This window comes from Polynucleobacter asymbioticus, assembly GCF_018687575.1.
Classification (GTDB): domain Bacteria; phylum Pseudomonadota; class Gammaproteobacteria; order Burkholderiales; family Burkholderiaceae; genus Polynucleobacter; species Polynucleobacter asymbioticus_C.
In genome coordinates, this window is sequence record NZ_CP061297.1 from 242280 (window position 1) to 266420 (window position 24141).

Sequence of the window (24141 nt, forward strand, 5' to 3'; positions counted from 1 at the left end):
TCAGATGAATCGCAAAGGCATTATTTTGGCAGGGGGTTCCGGTACCCGTTTGTATCCAGTGACCCAAGCTGTTTCCAAGCAGTTAATGCCTGTATATGACAAGCCGATGGTGTATTACCCATTAACCACCCTGATGCTTGCAGGCATTCGAGATATCTTGTTAATCTCTACACCCCACGACACTCCGCGATTTGCGGAGTTGCTTGGTGATGGCTCGCAATGGGGTTTGAATATTGAATATTGCGTACAACCTTCGCCAGATGGTTTGGCACAAGCATTCACACTAGGAAAAAACTTTGTTGGCAATAACCCAAGTGCTTTGGTGCTAGGCGACAATATTTTTTACGGCCATGAGTTAGTTGATCAGCTTGATAGCGCTAATGCTCGTCATGATGGCGCAACTGTATTTGCCTATCATGTCACTGATCCAGAGCGTTATGGCGTTGTTGAATTTGATAAAGATTACAAGGCGCTTTCGATTGAAGAAAAGCCCCTCAAACCCAGAAGTAGTTATGCTGTAACAGGACTGTATTTCTATGACAACCAGGTATGTGATATCGCTTCGTCCATCAAGCCAAGTGCACGTGGTGAGCTCGAGATCACGGATGTCAATCGCGTTTACCTAGAAAAGAATGAACTCAGTGTAGAAATCATGGGCCGTGGTTTTGCATGGCTAGATACTGGAACACATGATTCATTATTGGATGCTGCTGGTTTTATTGCCACATTACAAAAGCGCCAAGGCCTCATGGTGGCATGTCCTGAGGAGATTGCTTATCGCCAAGGTTGGATTAGCGTCGAAGATGTGCTTAAAGTTGCCGCTCAATTGAGTAAGAATAGTTATGGTCAATACCTGAATAAGATTGTGAATGAGCTCAATAACTCCGCTCAACCCGTTGCTTTATCTCACAAGAAGATGATTGGATGAGCACAACTTCAAACCTAGTGCTTACGCCGACAGCTATTCATGATGTGCTGATTATTGAGCCTAAAGTATTCGGTGATGAACGTGGTTGGTTCACTGAATCTTTTAATGCGCAAGACTTCTCCGCTGCTACAGGTTTGAACATCGATTTTGTACAAGACAATCATTCTTTCTCTCGCCAATGGACTTTGCGTGGTTTGCACTATCAACTAGAGCAGACTCAGGGTAAGTTGGTGCGTGTTGTGACTGGTAGTGTCTTTGATGTTGCAGTTGATATCCGAAAAGATTCGCCAAGCTACGGTAAGTGGGTAGGCGTTGAGTTAAGCGCACAAAACCACAAGCAAATGTGGATCCCGCCTGGCTTAGCGCATGGTTTTTTAGTGCTATCTGAGACGGCCGAGTTTCTATACAAAACTACTGATTACTATCACCCCCAAAGTGAAGCCTGCTTAGCATGGAATGATCCTAGTGTTGGCATTCAGTGGCCGCTACCCCAGGAAGTGACTCCCAATATGAATGCCAAAGACTCGGCTGGCCTATCGTGGGATGCTGCCCCCAAGTTCTAATTAAATTTAGGTGCATTTTCAAAAGATAAGATAATGCCCGCATGAGCGCTTCTCCTAAAATCCTGTTAGTAAAGCTATCCTCTCTCGGAGATGTTTTGCATAATTTACCGATTGTGTGGGATTTGCGTGCGCGCCTACCACATGCTCAAATTGATTGGGTAGTAGAGGAGGGTTACGTCTACTTACTTGAGCCCTTATTATCTCGTGATGGTTTTAGAGGGATTGATCGTATCATTCCTTTTGGACTTCGTCGCTGGAAGAAGAATCTGTTCAAACTGTCTTCTTGGAAAGAGTTTTTCTCTTTTAGAAAAACACTCCAATCCACCACCTACGATGTATTAATCGAAACCCAGGGCCTATTGAAGTCTGCCGTTGTGTGCGCCTTGGCTAAGAAGAGTTCAGGATCGGTCGTTGCCGGCCTTGCTAATGCCACTGAGTTTTCAGGCTATGAGCCTCTCGCAAGAACGTTCTATAACCAGTCAGTCCAAGTGCCAACACACTGTCATGCAGTAGATCGCTCACGTTGGGTCACGTGCTCTGCCTTAGACTGGCCTTTAATAGAGCGAGATCATGCACCTCAGTTTTATCCCTCGGAATGCATTGCAGGCATTTCAAAGAATGTCATCCTGGGCTTAAGGACTCCTTATGTCCTGTGCTTTCATTCGACTGCTAGACAGTCTAAGCGTTGGTCCCATAGTCATTGGATTGAATTTGGTAATGCACTTTCTGCTCTGGGATACCAAGCCGTTTTTCCATGGGGCAGCGCCTCAGAAAGGGTGATCAGTGAATTGCTGGCTGCGCAGGTAGCCAATGCTTTTGTGCCGCCTGCATTTTCTATTGAGAATGCATTCTCTGTAATTACAGATGCTGCGTTAACGGTAGGTGTAGATACTGGCTTGACCCATTTAGCTGCAGTGCTCGGTAAACCTACAGTAGAAATCTATTGCGACTCACCGCGCTGGAAAACTGAAGGTTATTGGTCTAATTGCATTGCTAATGTGGGCGATATTCAAAATCCACCAAGCGTTCAAGAGGTTCTTGATGCCTCGTTGAGACTTCTGCAGCAAGCTTAAAACCCCTACTTGTTTTTAGTGCTTAGCGTAGTAAGGTATTGATAGAAATCAGATCTTCATCTGATAGTGCGGCAGCATGTGCTTTTAACTTAATAGCGTTGAGAATGGTGCTGTAACGTGCCTGCTGTAGTTGTGAGCGAGTAGTAATTAGCGTATCCAAGGCAATAAGCACATCAATGTTAATGAGTGTGCCTACTTGGAAGCCTAGCTTGCTCGATTCCAGCGCAGAGCTGGATGAGCGCTCTGCTGCTTCATAAGCTTTAACACTAGCCAAGCCTCCGTAAAAGCCAGTAAATGCTGCTCTCGTATTTTGTGCCGCAGTACGCCGAGCATTATCGTAATTCGCTTTAGCGGCATCTAGTAATGCAGCATTTTGACGAATAACAGAGCTATTAAACCCGCCAGAGACTAAGGGAATGGTCATTTGCAATGCAATAGTGTTGTTGTAAATGTTCGTTTGTGCAGGCGTTAAGCTATTGGATGTTCCATTGGAGGTGTTATATCCAGCTGTTCCCACAAAGTTTAATGAAGGGTAATTAAGTGACTGTGATGCTCTATAAGAGCTCTCTGCTAAGTTGACAGAAAGCTGACCAGCCAATACGTTGAAGTTTGCAGTCTCTGCTTGCAAAATCCAGTCATCTAAAGTTTGGCCTTTTGGTAGTTGTGGGTTAACGCTATCGGCAATCGGAACACTATTGTTATCTTTATTTTTTGAGCGAGGATCTTTTAAAACCCCATCAATTTTTGCTTCTTTAACAAGGGGCTTTAAAGGGCCAACTGGGCGGCCAGTCAATTGCTCTAAGGCGCCGCGCTTCACTACAAGATCTGCCTGAGCGGCTATTTCTTGAGAATTCGCAAGATCCAGTCCCGCTTGAGCTGTATTGACGTCAACAATGGTAGCTAGGCCAGCATCAAATTTAGCTTGCGCTATCTCAAGCTGTTGCTTAATGAGACTTTTCTTATTTCGAAAAAGTTCGACATTGTCTTGGCTGGTAAGTGCATCAAAGTAAGCTTGTGAGACTCTCAAGATCAGATCTTGTTGCGCTAAGTAAAACCGCATGTCTGCGATTTTGGTGTTGAGGTCGCCTTGCTTAAATGCTTCTAGTGCAGCCATATTGAAGACGGGCTGCGTCAAGGTGACGGTGTAGTTTTTTTGGTCGTAGACCCGGGAGCCTGTTACAGCCCCAGCGGGTGCATTGCCTGCGGTGTGCTGATAGTAGCGTGTGCCTCCAGGCACTGCATTTGCTTGCGGCAGCAATAGTGATAAGCCTTGCCAATAGAGTTCTTTACTTGCCTGGTAGTTGAAACGTGCCGCATTGAGGACGGGGTCACTAAATGCAGCCTCCTGATATAGGCGGATCAGGTCTGAAGCCTGACTTATACCAGCGGCTGTGTTGTTTCCATTTAGGTTTGAGGGTGCAGTAGCAGTCGGTATGGCCTGCTTAGAAATGAATGCCATTTGCGGGGGTATTTCTAGCCCAACCAAGGTCTGAGCACTCATTGGAGTGGGTAGTGATGGCTTTACCCCGTTGGCAGCTTGTGCAAATGCATGGTTTGAGGTCAAGCCTAGCCCAAGCACCTGTCCCAGGATCAAACCTAGGGCGCTGAGTTGCGAGCGGCGAAAACGGACTGAGGTCATCTAATTTAGTTACTTTTTGTGTGCCATGAAGTTTAAGGCCTATTTAAGTGAAACGTCTTAATCCAAGCTCATTTTGCCAAATCCTCTACAGGACTTCATCTATCTATAAAATTATGCAATGGATCTAATTTTGCTAGGTAAAGCTTTAATACTGGGGATAGTTGAGGGCTTGACAGAGTTTTTACCCATCTCCAGTACAGGGCATCTGATTTTGGTTGGCGACTTGCTTAACTTCAATGATGAACGGGGAAAGGCCTTCGAGGTCATTATTCAGTTTGGTGCCATTTTGGCTGTCTGCTGGGAGTTCCGCGAAAAGCTTTGGAAAGTGGCATCTACCGCTCGAACGAGTTCCAGCTCCCGACGCTTCATCCTCAATCTATTAATCGCCTCAATCCCCGCAATGGGCTTAGCCTTCATTTTTGGTAAGCATATTAAAGCCGTTCTATTCGCCCCTATTCCAGTAGCTAGCGCTTTTATCGTTGGCGCTTTGATTATTTTTTGGGCTGAACGTCGGCAAGCTAAATTAGTTCATTCGGGCAAATCCTATATTCAGTCTGTGGATGACCTCACCCCATTGGATGCTTTAAAGGTAGGGTTAGCGCAATGCGCTGCGTTAATTCCAGGAACCTCTCGCTCAGGTGCGACCATTATTGGCGGCATGTTGTTTGGTTTGCCTCGTGCGGTAGCTACCGAGTTTTCCTTCTTCTTGGCTATTCCGGTAATCGGTGGGGCAACCGCATATGAACTGCTCAAGCTTTGGAAGAATCCAGTCCCCCTCTCAGGAGATTTTGCTTGGGCCATTGTGATTGGCTTCATCGCCGCTTTTATTTCTGCATTTATTTGTGTGCGCTGGTTAATTAGTTATGTTGCAGGACATAATTTCATTCCATTTGCCTGGTATCGAATTGTCTTTGGTGCGCTGGTATTGTTGAGTGCATATAGTGGTTTAGTTGCTTGGTCTCATTGAGGTAACGCTTAGAAACATAAACAGATCGACTGGAATTCTCATGGATGTCTCAATAGACGCAATCACGAATAATATTCAACTAGCTTTAGCCCCAGTGTTTTTACTGACGGCAGTAGCTACCTTAATTAATGCCATTTCTGCTCGCTTAGCGCGTTCAGTGGATCGTATGCGCGCCATTCAGCATCGTATTCAGGAGGGCGGCATTCAGGATCAAGCAATTTTGACTCATATGATGAAAGAGGCTAATGAGGCAAAAGTAAGGGGGCGTCTTTGTACGGCTGCGATTTTCTTTGATGTGCTGAGCGGTGTCTTCATTTCCTTAACGGTCCTAGAGCTATTCTTTTTTCAGGCTGGCGCAGTAAGATCATTGCAGGCTACTTATGTCATTTGGACATTTGTACTGGGATTGATATCGTTTATGACATCACTCTCTATTGTCTTGGGTGAGGTGGTGTATGCCTATCGTTCAGCAGGCTGGAACACACCTTTCCCGAAATAGAAGATCAGAAATCTATAAAGTATGAAAGTATTTTTCTCATGAATTTTTCAAGAACTGAGCGCATTCGCTCTTTTGTTTTAAGGGCTGGCCGAACCACTGCTGGTCAACAGCGTGCCATAGATGAATTAGGCCCTCAGTTTTTAATTCCGTTTCAGGAATCCGCCCTAGATCTGCTACAAGTATTTAATGGCTCTTTGCGTCCCAAGATATTAGAAATTGGCTTTGGCATGGGTGAGACTACCGCCAAAATTGCTGCCTTACGCTCTGAAGATGATTTCCTGGCAATTGAGGTACACCCTCCAGGAGTAGGCGCTTTGCTGAAATTGATTGGCGAGAACAATCTCACCAATTTGCGTTTGATTCGTCATGATGCCGTTGAGGTTTTGGAAAAAATGATTGCCCCAAGCTCGTTGGATGGAATTCATATTTACTTCGCAGACCCATGGCATAAGAAGCGTCACCACAAACGTCGCCTGATTCAAGCGGGGTTCGTAAGACTGCTGATTTCTCGTTTAAAGCCTGGGGCCTATTTGCATCTTGCTACTGATTGGCACAATTATGCGGAGCAAATGCTTTTAGTTTTAAATGCTGAAACTGAATTATCAAATACATCAACCCAGCAAATGAGTGTTGAAACTTTTTTAGCTGCTGATATTGCTAGCGAGAGTGAGCTTGCCAAAGGGTCCTTTAAAGAATTCAAGCCGACTCTTGAGCAGTTAGAGGCTAAACATCCTGGGTACGTCGAGAGACCTGCATATAGACCAACCACCAAGTTTGAAACCCGCGGTATTAAGCTGGGGCATGGTGTGTGGGATTTGGTCTATAAGAAAAAATAAAGTTGGGTTGATGTTAAAAAAGCCGCTCACTTAAGCTAAGAGAGCGGCTTTATTAGTTTCTGATCTTGACTTACAAACCTAGACAAACATATTTGAGTTCCAGGTATTCATCCATACCGTAGGCGCTCCCTTCACGACCTAAGCCCGACTGTTTAATTCCACCAAATGGTCCTACCTCATTGGAAATGATTCCAGAGTTGACGCCCACGATGCCGTATTCAAGGGCTTCAGCGGCTTTCCAGATACGACCAATATCACGGCTATAAAAATAAGAAGCCAATCCAAATTGGCTATTGTTAGCCAGCCTAATTGCTTCTTCATCGCTTTCAAATGGAATGATTGGGGCAACTGGCCCAAAAGTTTCTTCATGGGTGATGAGCATGTCATTGGTGACATTGGACAAAATAGTGGGCTCATAAAAAGTGCCGCCTAAAGGAGAAGGTTTGCCACCAGCAACAAGTTTTGCACCCTTACTAATGGCATCAGCTACATGCCTCTCCACCTTCTCAAGGGCAGCCTGCTCAATCAATGGTCCTTGGGTATTGCCAGCTTCCATGCCATTACCCATCTTAATCACTTGAATCGCTTTAGCAAACTTCTCGACAAACTCATCCTGTACTTTTTTATGCACATAGAAGCGATTTGCACAAACGCAGGTTTGACCAGAGTTGCGATATTTAGACGCCATCGCACCAGAAACCGCCGCATCAATATCGGCATCTTCAAAAACAATAAAAGGGGCATGACCGCCTAGCTCAAGACCTAATTTCTTAACCGTGGGAGCGCATTGCGCCATCAAGATTCGGCCAACTTCGGTGGAGCCTGTGAATGACAGGTGGCGTACTGTAGGTGATGCGCAGAGTGTTTTGCCAATCTCAATAGAGTGATTAGCATCTGCAGTGAGAATATTAATAACCCCTGCCGGAACCCCAGCGCGCTCAGCAAGCTCTGCCAGTGCTAGTGCGCTCAGTGGCGTGAGTTCGGCTGGCTTAATCACAATAGTGCAGCCTGCTGCCATTGCCGGTGCAATCTTGCGCGTAATCATAGCGATTGGGAAATTCCAAGGCGTGATGGCAACGCACACACCAATTGGCTGCTTCATGACGATCATGCGCTTATCGCTCCAAGTGGTGCTTGGAATAGATCCAGCAACCCGCTTGGCCTCTTCAGCAAACCACTCTACAAAAGACGCGGCATAGGCTACTTCACCAGCTGCCTCAGCGAGCGGCTTGCCTTGCTCTAGGGTCATGAGGGTGGCTAGATCTTGGGTATTCTCAATAATCAGGTCAAACCATTTACGCATCACCTGAGCGCGCTCTTTTCCAGTTTTACTCTTCCAGATTTGAAAGGCATGCTCGGCAGCTTCAATCGCTCGCTCAGCATCTATTGGTTCAAGGTTGCTGACATCTGCAATGAGCTCGCCAGTAGCGGGGTTGTGAACCGCAAATGTGTTTCCTGAATGTGTTTTGAACCACGCACCATTAACGAAAGCCTCTTCTTTAAATAGGCTTGGATCTTTAAGTAATTTGCGGATATCCGTTTTCTGCATGATGGCGTCTCTTTGGGTGAAAGTTATTTTTATTTTATCTCTGAGTGTAGTTTGGATTACTACCCAAAGCTATGGACAAAATAAACCCCCTGGACCTCTTGGAGGCGCAGGGGGTGAGATCTGAATAGAGTCGTGCGTCTAAGTCGCCTTCACCTCAGTGCTGCGTAACTGTTGAGCTAGGAGATCCAGCACGCCATTGACATATTTATGGCCATCAGTGCCGCCAAATGTTTTGGCTAATTCCACAGCTTCATTGATAGCCACTTTATAGGGAACAGCCAAATCCATAGCCAGCTCGTAGGTGCCGATTAGAAGGGCGGCGTGCTCTACAGGAGACAGCTCGTTAATAGGGCGATCGAGCGCCGGGGTAATGAGACCCTCTAGCTCATCGGTACGCTCTAGCACTCCAGTAAAAATGCCCTGAAACAAATCATGCTGGCAACGGCGAAAGCCAGGATCTTCAGCTAGCTGCTTGGCAATTGCCGCAGCGTTAGGAAGACTGCCAGCGCGGCGCATGACTAGGCTTTGATAAACGCCTTGTAAAGCATATTCACGGGCACGACGACGTGGTGTGAGTGAGCGCTTAGGTGCGCTTGGTGCACTGGGTGTACCAGGTGCTGCCTGTGGGCTGGGAACATTTTTATTCATCTTGGGAATTACTCTTCGGAAGAATTGATTTCAAAATCAATATCAGGAGTAAGGGCTAAAGCCAGATTGGCCATCTCAACAACTGCTCTTGCGCAATCTGCGCCTTTTACTTGAACACGCACCTGAGCTTGCTCATCCGTCTCACAGGTGAGCACACCATTAGCGATTGGTAAGCCAGATTCAAGGCATACGCGGGTAATGCCAGCGCCAGATTCGTTGGACACGAGTTCAAAGTGATAAGTCTCACCACGGATGATGGCGCCTAATGCAACCAGGCCATCAAACTCACCAGTCTCAGCTAGCTTTTGTAGGGCAAAAGGAATCTCCAGTGCGCCTGGTACGGTGACTAATTTGATATCAGATTGCGACACACCTAGTTTGATTAATTCTTCAATACAAGCAGTAGTCAAGGCAACGCAATGATCTTCATTGAAGCGCGCTTGCACAATACCGACACGTAGGTCTTGCCCGTTAAGGTCAGTAGCAAGTACGCCTACAGCAGATTCGTCATTGGATGTATTCATCATGTTTCCTAGAATTACTTATTTTTAGATTCAAATGGGGTGTAGCCCGTAACTTCAAGCTTGTATCCCGAAAGGCTGGGAACTGGACTAGGGTTAGCGAGTAAACGCATTTTCCCAACACCAAGATCTTTCAGGATTTGTGCGCCAATGCCGTAAGTACGGAAATCTGTTTTGCGAGCTGGTGGTGTTCCAACATTTTCTGAGTGCGTGCCATTGAGTTTGTGAAACTGCACCAGCCAATCCGCATCTCCGGGAGCTGCAATGCCAGATGCATTAAGTAAAACAGCAACACCAGCCGGTGATGAGGCTATTTTTTGGAGTGCTTGAGCAAGCGGCCAAGAATGGGTGCTCACATTGGCATCTAAGAAATCCAATGCTGTAAGGGGCTCGTGTACACGCACTAAAGTTTCTACGTTCTCTGAAGGCTTGCCATGAACTAAAGCTAAGTGAATGCATGAGCTTGGCGTATCGCGATAGACGATGCCTTGAAACTTGCCCCAGGGAGTGTCGAACTCGCGCTCACCCTCGCGCACCACAATGCTCTCATGCTGGCTCCGGTATTGAATCAGGTCAGCAATACTGCCAATTTTTAATTGATGTTCTTTTGCAAACTCTAGCAAATCTGGCAAACGTGCCATGCTGCCATCGTCTTTCATGATCTCGCAAATGACAGCAGTTGGCGAGCAACCTGCCATCGCAGCTAAATCACAGCCTGCTTCTGTGTGACCAGAGCGGATCAATACACCACCAGGTTGTGCCATTAAAGGAAAGATGTGACCTGGCTGAACTAGATCATTCGGCTTTGCGTTTGCGGCAACTGCCGTCTTAATGGTGTGGGCACGATCTGCTGCTGAGATGCCAGTAGTGACACCGCTAGCTGCTTCAATTGAAACTGTGAAATTGGTACCCATAGAGGTACCGTTATCGCGCACCATTAGTGGCAGGTTAATTTGTTGGCAGCGCTCACGCGTCAAAGTAAGACAAATGAGTCCACGACCATGCTTGGCCATGAAATTCACAGCCTCTGCAGTGACATGGTCGGCAGCCAGTACTAAATCACCTTCATTCTCGCGATCTTCTTCATCGACCAGAATGACCATCTTGCCAGCTTTGAGCTCAGCAACGATTTCTTCTGTGGAGGCAAGGTTATTTTGCATAGCCCTCTATTTTAAGCTGAGGAGGGGGTTTTAGGCACTGGGCTGGGATCCTAGGGTCGATATTGGAGCAATATCCAGTCTTTCTGACAGTAAGCACCCATGAAGGGCCTATTTTTGCCGCTCTAGTCTCAAGAAAATGAGCTGTGCTCCCCCTCATTCAAAAATCCTTACCCTCGCTTAATTCAAACACCAAAGCCAATGGATTCATCTTATTGGAGGTTCTGGTGGCAATGAGCCTAGTAGCAAGCAGTTGGATCGGTTTGAGCAATATCTACCAGGGGATGATTTTGCGCTTAGGTCAACTGCAAGAGAAAAAGGTAGAGCTTAGAAAAGAGATGGATAGACATGAGCTGACCATATTGGCAGCTGCACAACTAAATAACTCAAACCCAACTGCACGAAAGTTAGCGGATGAATCTATTGGAATGTCTCGTCGGCCTCGCCCTCTCCCTAGTCTTGGTCGCACCGCTCATCAAAAATAGCGGTGAGTTCATCGCCAAGCAAATTCAACATGAAAAATCACAGTCTCTGACTGCAGAAGCAGATCGCGCATTGGAATTGATCGGGCGCGCTATTCGGATGGCCGGTTATCAAAATACTCATGCATCAACTGCATCTGCAAGAAAAAATACTGCTTCGATTGGTTACCTTCAGGTTCAGAAAAACAATGGATATCGAGGATCTGATTCGCTGATGGTGAAACAGGAGATTTCTCAAGGGGTGGACTTTGATTGCATTGGTAATACTTTGTCAAAAGAGCGCACTAAAAATAATTTGGCCCATCAAGGATTTTTAGTAGATCGACAAGCATCTGCACCCAAAGGTGTAAAGGTTAACGGTGGCTCATTGATTTGCCAATCGCTAGATCGACAAGGCCGCATTCAAAACACGACCTTAATGAATGGTATTCACCATCTTTCCTTTGAGCCGCTTCCAGCCAGTACTGGTAAGGCTTTTAAGGTAAGGTTGGAGATGACTGACGGCGCATCCATTCACCAGAAGTTTGAGCGAATATTTACTACTCGTAATCTACTCTGAATCTACTGTGATTATTGCTTGGGTTCTATCGCTAATGACGCTACTCTCTATGTTGGTAATGCAGTTAGAGCGATTAGCTGCGCTTGAGGTGATGAGCGTCAACACTTATGTCGAGTCTCAAAAAGAATTTATTGCGGCAGAAAAAGCACTCATTGAATGTGAACAACATCTTTCTAATATCACCGTCCTAGAAAATCCTGCTTGCCATATACAGTCTGCTGGAAAAAATCTTTGGTTGATATCTAGCAAATCAAAACCCAGGTTAGAGGCTCTTATATTTCTTGATGACAAAACCTATATTGCTACACGAGTCAATTGGCGGCAGAACTTTGAATAAGCACGATCAAGGTCATAGTTTGCTGGAGTTGATGGCGGTTGCATTGATCATCACCATCACCGCGATATCGACATTACCTCTATTGCATGAACAAATGGCCGTTCGAGAAATCGACATCATTGCCAGACGTTTTATTGCGCATGCTCAATTTGCAAGAGCCCAAGCATTGCTATTGGGCGCGCCTGTACGTATCACTCCATTGAAAGAGGGTCTTTGGGAAGAGGGTTGGGTAGTTAAAAGTGTTTGTGAAGAGCGCCAGCCGCAGCCAACTTGTACTGAGCGGCGCTGGATTTTCCAAGGGGATCTTGTGCAGGTGTATTTCAAGGGTGGGGGCAAGCAGTTTATTGACCCTCATACATCCAAGAGGGGTATTTTGTTTAATGCTGCTGGTGCTGCCAAAACAGCCCAAGGGGGATTTGTAGCTAATCGCTTGGTATTGGGCCATGACCGAGATTCCAGGCTCGAGCGGCATCTGATACTGGGTAGCGGGGGACGCTGGCGAATTTGTGATCCGAGTAAGGACTCCAAAGCCTGCAAATAGGGCGTATAAATTTGCAGGCTCTGCCCACAATCGGTTTTAATAGACCCATGTACACCGAAGTTGACCACCAATTGATGAGTCAGGCATTAGACCAGGCTCAAAATGCCCTGTATCTATCGAATCCCAACCCGCGGGTGGGATGCATCATTGTGAAAGACGGGGTAGTGATTGGGCAAGGACACACCCAAAGAGTGGGTGGGCCCCATGCAGAAGTTCAGGCGCTGGCTGATGTCAAGATGAATGGTTTTGACGCTGCTGGATCAACAATCTACGTCACATTAGAGCCCTGTAATCACACTGGTAGAACGCCGCCTTGTGTCGATGCCTTAATTGCAGCTAAACCGGCTCTGGTGATTGTGGCGATGTCTGATCCTAACCCCCTGGTTGGCGGGAAAGGTCTGGAGCGATTAAAGGCCGCTGGCATTGATGTTCGTTGCGGCTTATTGGAATCTGAAGCTCAAGCATTAAACCGGGGATTCATCTCTAGGATGACTCGAGGTTTACCTTGGGTTCGTATGAAGATTGCCGCCAGCTTAGATGGCAAGACAGCCTTACCAAATGGCCAAAGCCAATGGATTACAGGTCCTTTAGCTAGGGCAGATGGCCATCATTGGCGTGCTCAAGCTTGTGCCATATTGACTGGTGTAGGTACCGTTAAAGAAGATGACCCAAGCCTCAACGTTAGAGATGTCAAGACTGAGCGCCAGCCTTGGAGAATTATTGTGGACTCTAAGCTGGAGACACCGCTGAATGCAAAGGTATTGAGTAACTCCAAGGGATCGGGCGTCATCTTGGTTTGCGGTTCATTGGCTTCTCAGGAGAGTCAAGACAAGGCAAAATCATTTGAGGCTCTCGGTGTTGAAGTTATTGCCATGGCTAACGCCAATGGCAAAGTAGATTTACCAAAACTCTTTTCGTATTTAGCAAAAGAGCGCCACATGAATGAAATCCATGTCGAGGCTGGATTTAAGTTAAACGGATCTTTGCTGAGAGAAGATTGTGTTGACGAGTTATTGCTCTACTACGCACCCTTCTTTATGGGTGATGGTATTGGTATGGCGAACATCTCTCCGCTGACCGCCTTGGATCAGCGTCAAGATTGGCAAGTCTTCGATCAAGCTCTGTTTGGTTCTGACCTTCGTTTACGCTTGAGCAAGAAATAACCTTTCAAGAAAATTACATAAAACCTTATTTAAGATCTCACTATGTTTACTGGAATTATTACGGCAGTTGGTCAAATCAAAAGCGCTCAAGCTAAAGGCGATGGCCTGCACTTGGTAGTTGAAGTACCTTCTGGGTATCTTGATGATGTAGCTCTGGGTGACAGTATTGCGATTCAGGGTGCCTGCATGACAGCTACTGAATTGACTGAAACTACCTTTGCCTTAGACATCTCACGCGAGTCTTTGAATAAGACGATTGGCTTGGATAAAGTAGGATCGGTGAACCTAGAAAAAGCCCTGCGACTCAATGATCGCTTAGGCGGTCATTTGGTAAGCGGCCATGTGGATGGTGTTGGCAAGGTTGCACACTTTGCAACGGTTGTTGATGATGCTTATGGCTCTTGGCTGCTTCAAATTGAAGCCCCTAAAACATTGGCACCATTCTTGGCATACAAAGGATCGATTGTTGTTAATGGAGTTTCGTTAACAGTTAATAAAACGCAAGACAGCAAGGATGCTTGCATAGTGGATATCAACATCATTCCGCATACACTTGAGAACACCACCTTGGGCAAGCTAAAGCAGGGTGATGCCGTGAATCTAGAAGTAGATTTAATTGCGCGTTATGTTGCGCGCATGATGGAAACAAAAGCTCAGTAGAGCTGCAGACTTACTTATTTTGGTAGCGCGTTGGATCGCTCAAGTTGGCTTGCTTAAAGCCTGCCTGTCTTAGGCGGCAAGATTCACATTCTCCGCAGGCTTCACCCAAATCATTTGCTTGGTAGCAAGAAACGGTTTGCGAATAGTCGACACCCAAAGTGCTGCCCAGTTGAATGATCTCTGCTTTGCTCATGCTGATGATCGGCGCATGAACCCGAAAGCGATTCTCATTATTGATAGCTTCTACACCAGCTTTAGTGGCTAAGTTCGCCATAGTCTCAAATGAGGCAACATATTCTGGGCGACAGTCTGGGTAGCCTGAGTAATCAACGGCATTAGCGCCATAAAAAATATCCAATCCACCTAATGACTCTGCCCAGCCTAAAGCAAGCGATAACAAAATCGTATTGCGAGCGGGCACATAAGTAATGGGGATTTCTAGATCTTTACCTGGGATAATCGGAATGTCGATTGATGAGTCAGTCAAGGCCGACCCACCAAAGCGCGTGAGATCTAAATTCACCACCTCATGACGCACAACACCCATTTTCTTAGCAATATGTTTTGCCGCTGCTAACTCAGAAGAGTGGCGTTGACCGTAACCAACGGATAAAACATAGGGCGCGTAACCAAGGTCTTTTGCGAGAGCCAGAATTGTGCTGGAATCTAGGCCACCTGAAAACAAAATCACTGCCGGTGCATTGGGTTTGCGAGGAGCAATGCTTTCAAAAGCAGCGGATAACTTAGACATGGAAAAGTATGTAAGCCTTGGTTGCTGAATTACTTTGTAGCAGCCATCAGTTGCTGCGCATCTTTTGCCGCTTCAGTATCTGGATACTTACTGATGATGTCACTAAAAGTTTTCTTGGCAGCTACTTTATTGCCACTCTCTAATTGCGCATTGCCCAGAGTCAACATGGCCGATGGAATGCGGGGATGTGTTGGGTAACGCTTAATGAGATTTTGTAGTTGAGCAATCGCACCGGTGTAATCCTTATTTGCGTATTTGCTATTACCACTCCAAAAGAGTGCTAGAGGTACGTATGGGCTTTTGGGATAGCGATTCGCAAAGGCCGAGAAGCCTTCGTCTGCCTTCTTGAGGTTGCCTGCCTGGAAGGCTTTTAGAGCGTCGTCGTAAGCTTTCTTTTCGCCGGGTTGAACTATACCGCTAACCCCTTCGATAGTCGCAGTACGAGGCTCAAAATTACCTAAGCGAGTATCGAGATCTTCGTAGTAAGTCTTCTGACTGGTACTGATATCTTCGCCTTGCTTCTCCAGGTTTTCGATCTTGCCGCGAAGCTCTGCATTATCAGTCTTGAGTTTCTCAATCTGATTTTGCAAATCCATCTGCGCAGTAGCAAATGATTTACGTAAATCTAGGATGGCTTTGCGCGCGTCATCATCGGCAAAGAGTGCCCAAGCATTGCCAGAGGCACTTAAACAAAACGCGGCGGCACTTAAACAAAACGCTCGTGAGAGCGTTTGTTTAAAGGGATGTGAAAGGCTAGGCATTAGTTTGTAATGTAAACAATATCAGCACGGCGATTTTCTGCCCAAGCTGTTTCGTTATCACCTTCAGCTTTTGGTTTCTCTTTACCAAAACTGACTGCTTCCATTTGGTTTTCAGAGACGCCCATCAAGTTGAGTGACTTACGCACAGCATCCGAACGACGTTGACCTAAAGCCAAGTTGTACTCTGCAGTGCCACGCTCATCAGTATTACCTTGAATAATGATCTTCTGCTTTGGGTTTGCCTTTAAGAAGCTGGCATGAGCAGACAATTGTTTTTGGTATTTGGTTTGAACGGTGTATTCGTTCAAATCAAAGTACACGCTACGCTGGAAGAGAGGGCTGCTTGGATCATTCCATGGCTGTGAGCCAAAGTTACCGCTACCACCACCATTGGCGCCATCAACATCATCTAATTTGACGCTGGAGCAAGCCGCCAAAAATAAGGCTGTTACACCAACGAGAGTGAGAGTTGCGGCACGGCGTGCGATAGAAATCTTCATGATCTGTCCTTTTTCCTACAAAGTGAGTAACTAAATAAGCCAATAGCCAATATTATGCCCCCAAGATTGCTGGACTTGAATGAAAATTGCGCTGGGTAGCAGTCTAAATCTGCAGTAGATACTTTCATTATTGCTCAAATGAGTTAAAATAAAGCCTCATATGAGGACTTTAATATGCCCAGCGTAATCCATAAAAAAGCTACGACGAGAGTGCTTCGTAAATCTTCGCTGGAAATTACCCAGCAGGATTTATCTTTTGCCACTATTTATCGAGTGGAGCCTATGGATCGCATCAAGTTGATTCGAGGTGGAATTCCCGCTAGATATATCAACGTTATTTCTGATTCCATGGGAATTACAAAAGAAACCTTATTTAAGTTCTTGAATTTGCCGAAGTCGACCATTGACAAGAAGTCTGTGGCTAACCAAATGCTACCAATTGAGCAGGGTGAGCGTTTGATCGGTATGGCTAAGCTAGTGGGGCAAATAGAGTCAATCATTGCTGAGTCAGGGAACCCAGATGGTTTCAATGCCGCTAAGTGGATGGCAAGTTGGCTTGAAAAACCCTCCCCAGCATTAGGTGGTGAGAAGCCGTCAGCCTACCTAGATACAGTTTCTGGTCAAGAAATGATTTCTGATCTCCTTGCCAAAATTCAAACTGGAGCATACGCATGAGTGTGCAGGAAGTTTGGAGAATTGCCCTCGATGCACCCCTATTTAAGGCGGATGATCTTAGTGGGGAGGGTGCAAAAAAATCCGGTGGCAGATGGAATAAAAAAGGGACACCTGTTTTATATACCTCGGAGTCCATTGCACTTGCTTGTCTAGAAACTCTGGTGCATATCAATGCCCAAGGTCTTCCCCTGACCCGCTATCTAGTGCGCATTGATATCCCAACGAGAGTATGGAATTTAGCCAAGAGGCTAAATCCTAAAACGGCTGGTGCAGGTTGGGATGCATTGCCAGCGGGGGCTGCCAGTATTGAGAAGGGGCAGAAATGGCTGCAATCGAATGCAAGTGCTTTGTTGTTCGTGCCTTCAGTAGTTATTCCGCAGGCAAGCAATGTGTTGATTAATCCCATGCATCCAGATATCAAGCTGATTAAAGCTAAGAAAATTGAACAATTTTCTTATGACCCACGTTTAGTGGGTCAGCCTTAATCCATAAATGGTCCCCAAGATGGCTGACGGACATCAGACCCTGGAATGCTGAGTACCTGCTTCGAATTTCCATCGACCGATACCGCTGCCAAAACCCGCTTACCGCTCACCTTCATGGAATACAGGACATAACGACCATTTGCCGCAAAGGATGGGGACTCATCGCTAGTTCCGTCGGTTAGTGCTTGCGCATCACCTGTTGCTAGATTGAGGATATACAGACGGAAAGCCCCACCAATATTGGCGATATAAGCTAAATACTTACCATCTGGTGAAATGCGTGGCGAAGTCACAAACCCTTGTTTGAATGTGATGCGCTTTGCCCCTTCGACTTGTTCGCCTTCAGCGCTCATGCGATAAATCTGAGGATTGCCACCACGGTCACTTGTGAAGTAAATATAGCGACCATCCGCTGAATATTGCGGTTCAGTGTCAATGGTGTAGCCGCGGGTAAGGCGTTGTAAGCCTGTTCCATCAGCATTGATGCTGTAGATCTGGGTATTGCCGTCTTTTGAGAGGGAGATCGCTAGCTTCTTGCCGTCTGGTGACCAGGCTGGAGCACTGTTATTACCCTTCTGGTTAGAAAGTGGGATACGGCGACCAGTTGCAAGTTCGTGAACATAAATCACTGGCTTGCGATCTTCAAAGGATACGTAAGCCACTTTCTTGCCGTCTGGTGACCAAGATGGAGAGATGATTGGCTCACCGCTATTCATGGCATTACGAATATTTTGACCATCCGCATCGGAGATCACTAAACGATAGCGTTTACCTTCTTTAATGACGTAGGAGAGACGTGTCGAGAAGATGCCACGTTCACCCAATAATTTGAAGATGATGTCATCAGCAATTTTGTGAGCTGCTGCACGTAAATTGTCTGCGCTGGAATTGATATTCAAACCGCCAAGACTCTCAGATTTACGAATATCAAAAAGCTTATAGCGAATCTCAAACTGCCCAGCGCTAGTCTGCACCACCGAGCCTACAGCTAAAGCATCTGCCCCGCGAGCTGACCAAGATTTGTAGTTTGGTGTGCCTTCGTCACTTTCACTCGCATTGCCGTTCTCGGTATTTTTAAAATAACCACTGCGTGCTAAGTCTTGGCGAATGATGTCAGTCACACTGATGGGTAACTTGCTCTCATCCTTAAAACGCATCACGGCGATGGGATAGAGAGACTGCCCTACGCCAGTGATTTGAATATTCATTTGTGCTAGAGCTGAAGAGCTCATACCAGTCATCGATAGCATTACTACCAATACTGACACTACTAATGAAAAATGCTTTTTAGCAAATTGCAACATGCTTTAGTCCTTGGGTTTAAAGGTCAGCTTAACTTCTCTTTGAGGAATTTTGCCATTGTCGTCTTTCGGCAGACTTTCTGCGCGAGTGAGTGCGAGGAGAACTGCGCGATCCCATCCCGCATTACCGCTAGATGTAACGAGATCCGTACTCAAGATGGCGCCATCTGGGGCCAGATTCAGTTTAACGACTGCTGCAGGGTTGCCGCTAATCGATTCTGGATTAAATACGATGAGTGGTTTGACTTTCTTAACTACCTTATCCGTCCAGCCGGGCGGCGCATTGCCACCACCGCCAACACCGCTGCCACTAGTACCGCCGCTACCACCTTCAGCACCAGCTGCTGCACGTAAGCGTGCCAACTGATCCGCACGCACCTTTTCAGCAGCGGCATTGGCCTTAGTTTCTGCAGGTGTAGCGGCTTTTGGTGCTTCAGCCTTTTTGGGTTTCTCTTTTTCCTTCTCCTTGGGTGGAGGGGGTTTGACTGGAGTAACTGGCTTAGGTGTTTCTTTCACCTCTTTTTTAGGAGGCTCTTTCTCCACCTTCTTTTTCTTAATGGCGATGTCAGCTGCTTCTTCCTTCATCTCGGTTTTGATTTCAGGAACGACGGGCGTTTCAACTTGTTGGCTTGCATCCCAGAGCTCTACTTCAACTCCTGAAGGGGTTGAGTTATTCCAGCTAATGCCGATGACCAAGAAAGCAAGTAAGCCTAAGTGCGCAGCCAGTGAAAAACTAAAAGCACGTTTAGTGCTTTCGTTTTTAGTAGGGCGACCTCGGGAGAAGCTCGAATGAAATGTTTGCGCGCTATTCATGGATGCAATACAAAGAGACTTATTGACTCTTCACAGCAAGACCGACACGTTTCACACCATTTTCTTTTAGCTTGGACATCACATCCATAACCACTTCGTATTTAATGGATTTGTCTGCAGCAAGAACAACCGGTTGCTCAGCCGATTTTTCTGCTTGTGATCTTGCAAATGCACCAAGTTCAAATTTATTTAAAGTTTGAACCGGATCACCATCTTTGCGCACGATGACATTTTCATTGGCATCGATTGTTAAAAAGACTGGCGGTAAGGATTGCACTTTTGCACCGCCAACTGTTGGGAGGTTCACAACACCGGGATTCACCATGGGCGCGGTCACCATGAAAATGACTAGCAATACCAACATCACATCAATGTAAGGAACCACATTGATGTCGGCCATTGCCCGACGCTTAGAAGATTTTCTGAGTGAGCCAGCCATGCTTATTTGCCTGAAGCTTGACGTTGCAAGATGTTGGTGAACTCTTCAATGAAGGTTTCAAAACGAATCGCCAAACGATCGACATCCGTTGCTGCGCGGTTATAGGCAACCACCGCAGGAATCGCAGCAAACAAACCGATGGCAGTAGCTACAAGGGCTTCAGCAATACCAGGGGCGACTGCTGCCAGGGTGGCATTTTGTACGTTAGCCAGACCGCGGAAGGCATGCATGATGCCCCAAACGGTGCCAAAGAGGCCGATATAAGGGGAGACTGAGCCTACGGAGGCTAAGAAGGGTAGATTGGCTTCCAGCATGTCCATTTCACGCTGATAGGTGGCTTTCATGGCGCGGCGGGCAGCATCGATTTCGCGAACTTTCATGAACTCCTGCATGCCGGCTTCAAAGATATGCTCTAAAACGGCATCACTACGGGTATTGCGCTGGGCTGCCTCCAGGAGGGTATTGAGGTCGCCGCCAGACCAAAAGTCCCGCTCAAAGCGCTCGGTATCTTGTCTTACGCCACGCAAAATGGCGGTTTTCTTGAAAATAATGGTCCAAGAAGCCACAGACATACCTAGTAATAACAACATTACTAACTGTACTAACAGGCTGGCATTGAGGACTAGGGAGAGGAATGAGAGGTCTTGTGTGGTGGTCATGGTGGATTTTGTATGATGTAGGTTGATTTTACTAAGTTAATTCACTCAGCAATACAACTTCATCAGGATTATGACCATGTTTGACCGCCAAAACACCTTAGCTAAAACTGACCCCGAATTGTGGGCAGCGATTCAGAATGAGAATAAGCGTCAGGAAGACCATATTGAGCTGATTGCTTCCGAGAACTATGCCTCACCAGCAGTGATGCAGGCACAAGGCTCTCAGTTGACTAATAAGTATGCTGAAGGCTACCCAGGCAAGCGTTATTACGGCGGCTGTGAGTTTGTTGACGTAGCTGAGCAGTTGGCAATTGATCGAGTGAAGGCTTTGTATGGTGCTGAAGCAGCGAACGTACAGCCTCATTGTGGCGCGTCTGCGAACCAAGCAGTATTTTTAGCTTTTCTGAAACCAGGCGATACCTTCATGGGCATGAGTCTGGCTGAAGGCGGTCACTTGACCCACGGCATGGCCCTGAACATGAGTGGTAAATGGTTTAACCCGATTTCATATGGCCTCGATAAAAATGAAGCGATCGATTACGAGCAAATGGAGCGTTTAGCCCGTGAGCACAAACCGAAACTCATTATTGCTGGCGCATCTGCTTACTCTCTCGTGATTGATTGGGAGCGTATTGGTAAGTTGGCCAAAGAAGTCGGCGCCATTTTTATGGTCGACATGGCACATTACTCCGGTTTGATTGCTGCCGGCGTGTATCCAAACCCAGTGCCACATGCTGACATTGTGACTTCTACGACGCACAAGAGTTTGCGTGGCCCTCGTGGCGGCATTATCTTGATGAAGGCCGAGCACGAGAAAGCGATTAACTCGGCGGTATTCCCTGGCCTACAAGGTGGTCCTTTGATGCACGTGATCGCTGGTAAGGCGGCAGCGTTTAAAGAAGCGCAAGAGCCTAGCTTCATTAATTACCAAAAACAAGTGATTGCCAATGCCAAAGCTTTGGCAGAGACATTAATTGCTCGCGGCCTACGGATTGTTTCTGGTGGTACTGATTCACATGTGATGTTGGTAGACTTGCGTGCCAAGAAAATGACCGGCAAAGAAGCTGAGCGGGTATTGGGTGAGGCACACATTACTTGCAATAAGAACGGCATTCCGAATGATCCAGAAAAGCCAATGGTCACCAGCGGTATTCGTTTAGGTTCACCAGCGATGACTACTCGTGGCTTTAAAGAAGCTGAGGCACGTCAAGTGGGTAATTTCATTGCAGACGTTTTGGATAATCCAAATGACCCGGACAACATCGCCAAGGTTCGTGCGCAAGTTGCTGAGTTGACCAAGCGTTTCCCGGTTTACGGTTAAGCGAGTATCCATTGCGCTGCCCCTTTTGCCATAACGACGACACCCAGGTTTTAGATACCCGGGTGTCGGACGAAGGCGATACGATCCGTCGTCGCCGTCGTTGCTCAAAATGCGATAAACGATTTACCACCTATGAGCGTGTAGAGTTGGTTTTGCCGGCAATCGTGAAGAAGAACGGTAGTCGCGTTGAGTACAGTCATGACAAGTTGGTGAGCTCAGTGAAATTGGCTCTGCGTAAGCGCCCCGTCTCTTCTGATTCTGTTGACGAAGCGATTGCGCGTATTGAAGAGAAGCTACTGAGTTTGGGCGAAAAAGAAATTCCAAGTGAGCGCGTGGGTGAGTTGGTGATGCGCGAACTCAAGCGCTTAGATAAGGTCGCTTACATTCGCTTTGCTTCTGTCTATCGAAGCTTCGCTGATATTGAATCTTTTGAGAGTGCGCTTAAAGAGTTGAAGTGAAGTGCATATTGTGCTGTTAACATCTTTTAGTAGCTGCCTATTTGGAAAGATAACAATGCTGGTTGGGTCCCAGTTGAGCTCTTCAGATAATTTCCATAGTAAACTTAATGACAATTGAAGATTGCCATTATTTACATTTCAGGCTGTAGTTTGGATGCGTTAATTAAAGCTGCTCAATAATTTCTTTTTCAACCTCATAGACTGGCAACCCTCTTATCACATCAAGCCTTTTTTCTGCTGTTATGTGTGTAAGATTGCCACTCTCATCCCTACTTTCGCGATAGTTTGATGGTGAGTACGCGGATTCTGCTGTAAGCAGGGCAACCCTATCATTTAACAAATCATTGCGTATGTAAAAGGCATTATTACCGGCAGAATTTGTGCCGACTAGTGTGTAACCCTTCATTTCAGCAAGATAGGTCATCGCTGCTAATGATGCGCCCCAATATAGATTTGAATGATGAGCCGTGGTTCTTTGAAAGTCTGGCTGATAAGGGATTGCAATTTTTCTATTTGCTCCAAATATCGGGTTGTACTCGCAGATTAGTATGCGTGGTTTGTAGCTATTGATTGCCTCAAGAATAAAAAAGTCATTGCCATCAAGATCTATGGACAATAGCCCCAAATCCTCTTCAAAACCACTTGTTGCAAGTATGCTTTCGATATTTTCTTTTGTAATAAATGCGTCGACTGCATGCAAATGATGTTTCCAATAAAAATATGATGACTTCAATTTCTTAATATTAGAGGTTGATCCATCTATTACAAAGCCTTTCCAGTCATCTTTCATTAGCAAGAATCGACAGTTCGACTCAGAGAAGTCTTCTATACCGAACTCAATAAAAGTTTTATTTTTAATTTCTATTGAGTTTATGAGGTGTTGAATAATTCCATCTTCGCCCCATTGTGAAAAAACCTTGAACTCATATTCATGTAGATTTTTTGAGGACTTATTCTGATTCAAGGTTGCAAGAATAATTCCTTGATTAATCTTGACCTCATCAAATCGTTCATCAATTTTTAATATAGTTGCTAAGGCTAGCTTAAGTTTGACTATTACTTTTTTTACTAAGTTCATTATTTTCTATTGGTCTAGATATTAATTTGCAGGGTTGGGTCTAAATTACAATAAAAAAGGTTGCGCTAGACAAGCCACAGTTTTTGACTATTAAGGAAAAGTAATTATTTCAACTCTGCAAAGATTGAGGCAGTAATGTCGTCAACGCTACCGGTACCACTAACTTTGCGATAGGCTGGAGCTTTCACTTTATCGGCTGCATTGCTTTGTGTTGCCCAAGTAGAGTAATACTCCACTAGTGGACGAGTCTGGTCGTTGTATACCTGCAAGCGCTTGCGAACAGTTTCTTCTTTGTCATCATCACGCTGAATCAAGGCTTCACCAGTGACATCATCTTTACCTTCCACTTTTGGTGGGTTAAAGGTGACGTGATAAGTGCGACCTGAAGCTGGATGAACGCGACGACCGCTCATGCGATCGATGATGGCATCAAACGGTACATCGATTTCTAAAACGTAATCGATTGGCACGCCAGCATCTTTCATGGCTTGTGCTTGGGGAATGGTTCTTGGGAAACCATCAAACAAGTAACCCTTGCTGCAATCAGGCTGAGTTAAGCGATCTTTTACTAAGCCAATGATGATGTCGTCAGAGACAAGACCGCCAGCATCCATAATTTTTTTAGCAGCAATGCCAAGTTCAGTTCCAGCCTTAACAGCGGCGCGCAACATATCGCCTGTCGAGATTTGTGGAATAGCAAATTTTTCGCAAATGAACTGAGCTTGTGTTCCTTTGCCAGCACCTGGTGCACCGAGCAGAATTAACCGCATTGTTTTCC

29 protein-coding genes are annotated in these 24141 nt (G+C 46.1%); 15 read left to right on the forward strand and 14 right to left on the reverse strand.

Going from position 1 to position 24141, the window contains the following annotated elements; genetic code table 11:
* Window positions 1–4: 4 nt before the first annotated feature.
* Genes rfbA through waaC form a run of 3 tightly spaced genes read left to right on the forward strand, consistent with a single transcriptional unit; the run spans window position 5 to window position 2564 of the window.
* Complete coding sequence (gene rfbA, locus AOC19_RS01295) at window positions 5–928, forward strand: glucose-1-phosphate thymidylyltransferase RfbA (protein WP_215377968.1); 924 nt, start codon at window positions 5–7, stop codon at window positions 926–928.
* Window positions 925–1491: a dTDP-4-dehydrorhamnose 3,5-epimerase gene (gene rfbC, locus AOC19_RS01300; RefSeq protein WP_215376847.1), complete on the forward strand. Its 567-nt coding sequence runs from the start codon at window positions 925–927 to the stop codon at window positions 1489–1491. The genes rfbA and rfbC overlap by 4 nt, the downstream gene beginning before the upstream one ends.
* 41 nt (window positions 1492–1532) lie before the next feature.
* Window positions 1533–2564, forward strand: coding sequence for a lipopolysaccharide heptosyltransferase I (waaC, locus tag AOC19_RS01305; RefSeq protein ID WP_215376850.1), 1032 nt, complete (start codon window positions 1533–1535; stop codon window positions 2562–2564).
* A gap of 22 nt (window positions 2565–2586) precedes the next feature.
* On the opposite strand, the gene AOC19_RS01310 is transcribed toward waaC, so the two are convergent.
* Complete coding sequence (locus AOC19_RS01310) at window positions 2587–4203, reverse strand: TolC family protein (RefSeq protein WP_215376853.1); 1617 nt, start codon at window positions 4201–4203, stop codon at window positions 2587–2589.
* A 118-nt stretch (window positions 4204–4321) separates the two neighbouring features.
* Between AOC19_RS01310 and AOC19_RS01315 the strand changes: the two genes are divergently transcribed.
* The 3 genes from AOC19_RS01315 to trmB are packed head-to-tail and all read left to right on the forward strand — an operon-like array spanning window position 4322 to window position 6505.
* Window positions 4322–5170 (forward strand): undecaprenyl-diphosphate phosphatase, encoded by an 849-nt coding sequence (locus AOC19_RS01315; protein ID WP_215376856.1) that lies wholly within the window; start codon window positions 4322–4324, stop codon window positions 5168–5170.
* 40 nt (window positions 5171–5210) lie between these two features.
* Window positions 5211–5669 (forward strand): DUF2721 domain-containing protein, encoded by a 459-nt coding sequence (locus AOC19_RS01320; RefSeq protein WP_215376858.1) that lies wholly within the window; start codon window positions 5211–5213, stop codon window positions 5667–5669.
* 38 nt (window positions 5670–5707) lie between these two features.
* Entirely contained in the window at window positions 5708–6505 is a 798-nt protein-coding gene (gene trmB, locus AOC19_RS01325; protein WP_215376861.1) for a tRNA (guanosine(46)-N7)-methyltransferase TrmB, read from the forward strand.
* A 70-nt stretch (window positions 6506–6575) separates the two neighbouring features.
* Here trmB and AOC19_RS01330 read toward each other — a convergent pair whose 3' ends face one another.
* From AOC19_RS01330 to ribBA, 4 genes are all read right to left on the reverse strand, one after another.
* Complete coding sequence (locus tag AOC19_RS01330; protein WP_215376863.1) at window positions 6576–8054, reverse strand: NAD-dependent succinate-semialdehyde dehydrogenase; 1479 nt, start codon at window positions 8052–8054, stop codon at window positions 6576–6578.
* Between the two features lie 138 nt (window positions 8055–8192).
* The gene (gene nusB / locus AOC19_RS01335; RefSeq protein ID WP_215376866.1) at window positions 8193–8702 is read right to left on the reverse strand and encodes a transcription antitermination factor NusB; all 510 of its coding nucleotides are present in this window, start codon (window positions 8700–8702) and stop codon (window positions 8193–8195) included.
* An 8-nt stretch (window positions 8703–8710) separates the two neighbouring features.
* Window positions 8711–9229 carry a 6,7-dimethyl-8-ribityllumazine synthase gene (gene ribH / locus AOC19_RS01340; protein WP_215376869.1) on the reverse strand — a complete coding sequence of 173 codons (519 nt, stop codon included), beginning with the start codon at window positions 9227–9229 and terminating at the stop codon, window positions 8711–8713.
* Window positions 9230–9240: 11 nt separating this feature from the next.
* Window positions 9241–10383 (reverse strand): bifunctional 3,4-dihydroxy-2-butanone-4-phosphate synthase/GTP cyclohydrolase II, encoded by a 1143-nt coding sequence (gene ribBA, locus AOC19_RS01345; RefSeq protein ID WP_215376872.1) that lies wholly within the window; start codon window positions 10381–10383, stop codon window positions 9241–9243.
* 411 nt (window positions 10384–10794) lie between these two features.
* On the opposite strand from ribBA, the gene AOC19_RS01350 reads away from it, so the two are divergent.
* From AOC19_RS01350 to AOC19_RS01370, 5 genes are read left to right on the forward strand one after another with little or no spacing between them, the layout of a single operon-like run.
* On the forward strand, window positions 10795–11421 hold the full coding sequence (locus tag AOC19_RS01350) for a hypothetical protein (protein ID WP_215376875.1): 627 nt from the start codon (window positions 10795–10797) through the stop codon (window positions 11419–11421).
* A gap of 34 nt (window positions 11422–11455) precedes the next feature.
* Window positions 11456–11758, forward strand: a complete 303-nt coding sequence (locus AOC19_RS01355; RefSeq protein WP_215376878.1) for a hypothetical protein — start codon at window positions 11456–11458, stop codon at window positions 11756–11758.
* The gene (locus tag AOC19_RS01360; protein WP_251368051.1) at window positions 11751–12299 is read left to right on the forward strand and encodes a GspH/FimT family pseudopilin; all 549 of its coding nucleotides are present in this window, start codon (window positions 11751–11753) and stop codon (window positions 12297–12299) included. The genes AOC19_RS01355 and AOC19_RS01360 overlap by 8 nt, the downstream gene beginning before the upstream one ends.
* A 47-nt stretch (window positions 12300–12346) precedes the next feature.
* Window positions 12347–13462 (forward strand): bifunctional diaminohydroxyphosphoribosylaminopyrimidine deaminase/5-amino-6-(5-phosphoribosylamino)uracil reductase RibD, encoded by a 1116-nt coding sequence (gene ribD, locus AOC19_RS01365; protein WP_215376881.1) that lies wholly within the window; start codon window positions 12347–12349, stop codon window positions 13460–13462.
* A 42-nt stretch (window positions 13463–13504) separates the two neighbouring features.
* Complete coding sequence (locus AOC19_RS01370; RefSeq protein ID WP_215376884.1) at window positions 13505–14122, forward strand: riboflavin synthase; 618 nt, start codon at window positions 13505–13507, stop codon at window positions 14120–14122.
* Window positions 14123–14132: 10 nt separating this feature from the next.
* On the opposite strand, the gene queC is transcribed toward AOC19_RS01370, so the two are convergent.
* The 3 genes from queC to pal are packed head-to-tail and all read right to left on the reverse strand — an operon-like array spanning window position 14133 to window position 16134.
* Window positions 14133–14873, reverse strand: a complete 741-nt coding sequence (gene queC / locus AOC19_RS01375; protein ID WP_215376887.1) for a 7-cyano-7-deazaguanine synthase QueC — start codon at window positions 14871–14873, stop codon at window positions 14133–14135.
* A gap of 29 nt (window positions 14874–14902) precedes the next feature.
* Window positions 14903–15634, reverse strand: coding sequence for a tol-pal system protein YbgF (gene ybgF / locus AOC19_RS01380; protein WP_215376890.1), 732 nt, complete (start codon window positions 15632–15634; stop codon window positions 14903–14905).
* The gene (gene pal / locus AOC19_RS01385) at window positions 15634–16134 is read right to left on the reverse strand and encodes a peptidoglycan-associated lipoprotein Pal (RefSeq protein WP_215376892.1); all 501 of its coding nucleotides are present in this window, start codon (window positions 16132–16134) and stop codon (window positions 15634–15636) included. The genes ybgF and pal overlap by 1 nt, the downstream gene beginning before the upstream one ends.
* Window positions 16135–16308: 174 nt before the next feature.
* Here pal and parS point away from each other — a divergent pair, with 174 nt between their 5' ends.
* Window positions 16309–16809 (forward strand): type II RES/Xre toxin-antitoxin system antitoxin, encoded by a 501-nt coding sequence (gene parS, locus AOC19_RS01390; RefSeq protein ID WP_215376895.1) that lies wholly within the window; start codon window positions 16309–16311, stop codon window positions 16807–16809.
* A complete protein-coding gene (locus AOC19_RS01395) occupies window positions 16806–17294 on the forward strand; it encodes an RES family NAD+ phosphorylase (protein WP_215376898.1) in 489 nt (162 codons plus the stop codon). Before parS ends, AOC19_RS01395 begins: the two co-directional genes overlap by 4 nt.
* Here the strand turns inward: AOC19_RS01395 and tolB are convergent.
* Genes tolB through tolQ form a run of 4 tightly spaced genes read right to left on the reverse strand, consistent with a single transcriptional unit; the run spans window position 17291 to window position 20506 of the window.
* Window positions 17291–18598, reverse strand: a complete 1308-nt coding sequence (gene tolB / locus AOC19_RS01400) for a Tol-Pal system beta propeller repeat protein TolB (RefSeq protein WP_435367677.1) — start codon at window positions 18596–18598, stop codon at window positions 17291–17293. The two genes, AOC19_RS01395 and tolB, sit on opposite strands and share 4 nt — an antisense overlap.
* Window positions 18599–18601: 3 nt before the next feature.
* A complete protein-coding gene (gene tolA / locus AOC19_RS01405) occupies window positions 18602–19408 on the reverse strand; it encodes a cell envelope integrity protein TolA (RefSeq protein ID WP_215376902.1) in 807 nt (268 codons plus the stop codon).
* Between the two features lie 19 nt (window positions 19409–19427).
* Entirely contained in the window at window positions 19428–19847 is a 420-nt protein-coding gene (locus AOC19_RS01410) for an ExbD/TolR family protein (protein WP_114651896.1), read from the reverse strand.
* Window positions 19848–19849: 2 nt separating this feature from the next.
* Entirely contained in the window at window positions 19850–20506 is a 657-nt protein-coding gene (gene tolQ / locus AOC19_RS01415) for a protein TolQ (RefSeq protein ID WP_215376905.1), read from the reverse strand.
* Between the two features lie 76 nt (window positions 20507–20582).
* Between tolQ and glyA the strand changes: the two genes are divergently transcribed.
* On the forward strand, window positions 20583–21827 hold the full coding sequence (glyA, locus tag AOC19_RS01420) for a serine hydroxymethyltransferase (protein WP_215376908.1): 1245 nt from the start codon (window positions 20583–20585) through the stop codon (window positions 21825–21827).
* 11 nt (window positions 21828–21838) lie between these two features.
* Window positions 21839–22285, forward strand: a complete 447-nt coding sequence (nrdR, locus tag AOC19_RS01425; protein WP_215376911.1) for a transcriptional regulator NrdR — start codon at window positions 21839–21841, stop codon at window positions 22283–22285.
* Window positions 22286–22448: 163 nt separating this feature from the next.
* On the opposite strand, the gene AOC19_RS01430 is transcribed toward nrdR, so the two are convergent.
* The gene (locus tag AOC19_RS01430; protein ID WP_215376914.1) at window positions 22449–23363 is read right to left on the reverse strand and encodes a hypothetical protein; all 915 of its coding nucleotides are present in this window, start codon (window positions 23361–23363) and stop codon (window positions 22449–22451) included.
* A gap of 104 nt (window positions 23364–23467) precedes the next feature.
* A complete protein-coding gene (adk, locus tag AOC19_RS01435) occupies window positions 23468–24133 on the reverse strand; it encodes an adenylate kinase (protein ID WP_215376917.1) in 666 nt (221 codons plus the stop codon).
* Window positions 24134–24141 lie beyond the last annotated feature (8 nt).

Excerpts from the sequence above, each read along its gene's own strand:
- AOC19_RS01410 (WP_114651896.1), bottom strand. The coding sequence starts at position 19,847 with ATGGCTGGCTCACTCAGAAAATCTTCTAAGCGTCGGGCAATGGCCGAC.
- adk (WP_215376917.1), bottom strand. The coding sequence starts at position 24,133 with ATGCGGTTAATTCTGCTCGGTGCACCAGGTGCTGGCAAAGGAACACAA.
- rfbC (WP_215376847.1), top strand. The coding sequence starts at position 925 with ATGAGCACAACTTCAAACCTAGTGCTTACGCCGACAGCTATTCATGAT.
- AOC19_RS01395 (WP_215376898.1), top strand. The coding sequence starts at position 16,806 with ATGAGTGTGCAGGAAGTTTGGAGAATTGCCCTCGATGCACCCCTATTT.
- tolQ (WP_215376905.1), bottom strand. The coding sequence starts at position 20,506 with ATGACCACCACACAAGACCTCTCATTCCTCTCCCTAGTCCTCAATGCC.
- AOC19_RS01370 (WP_215376884.1), top strand. The coding sequence starts at position 13,505 with ATGTTTACTGGAATTATTACGGCAGTTGGTCAAATCAAAAGCGCTCAA.
- AOC19_RS01320 (WP_215376858.1), top strand. The coding sequence starts at position 5,211 with ATGGATGTCTCAATAGACGCAATCACGAATAATATTCAACTAGCTTTA.
- AOC19_RS01330 (WP_215376863.1), bottom strand. The coding sequence starts at position 8,054 with ATGCAGAAAACGGATATCCGCAAATTACTTAAAGATCCAAGCCTATTT.
- ybgF (WP_215376890.1), bottom strand. The coding sequence starts at position 15,634 with ATGCCTAGCCTTTCACATCCCTTTAAACAAACGCTCTCACGAGCGTTT.
- AOC19_RS01350 (WP_215376875.1), top strand. The coding sequence starts at position 10,795 with ATGAATCTATTGGAATGTCTCGTCGGCCTCGCCCTCTCCCTAGTCTTG.
- rfbA (WP_215377968.1), top strand. The coding sequence starts at position 5 with ATGAATCGCAAAGGCATTATTTTGGCAGGGGGTTCCGGTACCCGTTTG.
- waaC (WP_215376850.1), top strand. The coding sequence starts at position 1,533 with ATGAGCGCTTCTCCTAAAATCCTGTTAGTAAAGCTATCCTCTCTCGGA.
- parS (WP_215376895.1), top strand. The coding sequence starts at position 16,309 with ATGCCCAGCGTAATCCATAAAAAAGCTACGACGAGAGTGCTTCGTAAA.
- ribH (WP_215376869.1), bottom strand. The coding sequence starts at position 9,229 with ATGATGAATACATCCAATGACGAATCTGCTGTAGGCGTACTTGCTACT.
- tolB (WP_435367677.1), bottom strand. The coding sequence starts at position 18,598 with ATGTTGCAATTTGCTAAAAAGCATTTTTCATTAGTAGTGTCAGTATTG.
- AOC19_RS01310 (WP_215376853.1), bottom strand. The coding sequence starts at position 4,203 with ATGACCTCAGTCCGTTTTCGCCGCTCGCAACTCAGCGCCCTAGGTTTG.
- glyA (WP_215376908.1), top strand. The coding sequence starts at position 20,583 with ATGTTTGACCGCCAAAACACCTTAGCTAAAACTGACCCCGAATTGTGG.
- pal (WP_215376892.1), bottom strand. The coding sequence starts at position 16,134 with ATGAAGATTTCTATCGCACGCCGTGCCGCAACTCTCACTCTCGTTGGT.
- AOC19_RS01315 (WP_215376856.1), top strand. The coding sequence starts at position 4,322 with ATGGATCTAATTTTGCTAGGTAAAGCTTTAATACTGGGGATAGTTGAG.
- ribD (WP_215376881.1), top strand. The coding sequence starts at position 12,347 with ATGTACACCGAAGTTGACCACCAATTGATGAGTCAGGCATTAGACCAG.
- nusB (WP_215376866.1), bottom strand. The coding sequence starts at position 8,702 with ATGAATAAAAATGTTCCCAGCCCACAGGCAGCACCTGGTACACCCAGT.
- ribBA (WP_215376872.1), bottom strand. The coding sequence starts at position 10,383 with ATGCAAAATAACCTTGCCTCCACAGAAGAAATCGTTGCTGAGCTCAAA.
- tolA (WP_215376902.1), bottom strand. The coding sequence starts at position 19,408 with ATGAATAGCGCGCAAACATTTCATTCGAGCTTCTCCCGAGGTCGCCCT.
- AOC19_RS01430 (WP_215376914.1), bottom strand. The coding sequence starts at position 23,363 with ATGAACTTAGTAAAAAAAGTAATAGTCAAACTTAAGCTAGCCTTAGCA.
- trmB (WP_215376861.1), top strand. The coding sequence starts at position 5,708 with ATGAATTTTTCAAGAACTGAGCGCATTCGCTCTTTTGTTTTAAGGGCT.
- queC (WP_215376887.1), bottom strand. The coding sequence starts at position 14,873 with ATGTCTAAGTTATCCGCTGCTTTTGAAAGCATTGCTCCTCGCAAACCC.
- AOC19_RS01355 (WP_215376878.1), top strand. The coding sequence starts at position 11,456 with ATGACGCTACTCTCTATGTTGGTAATGCAGTTAGAGCGATTAGCTGCG.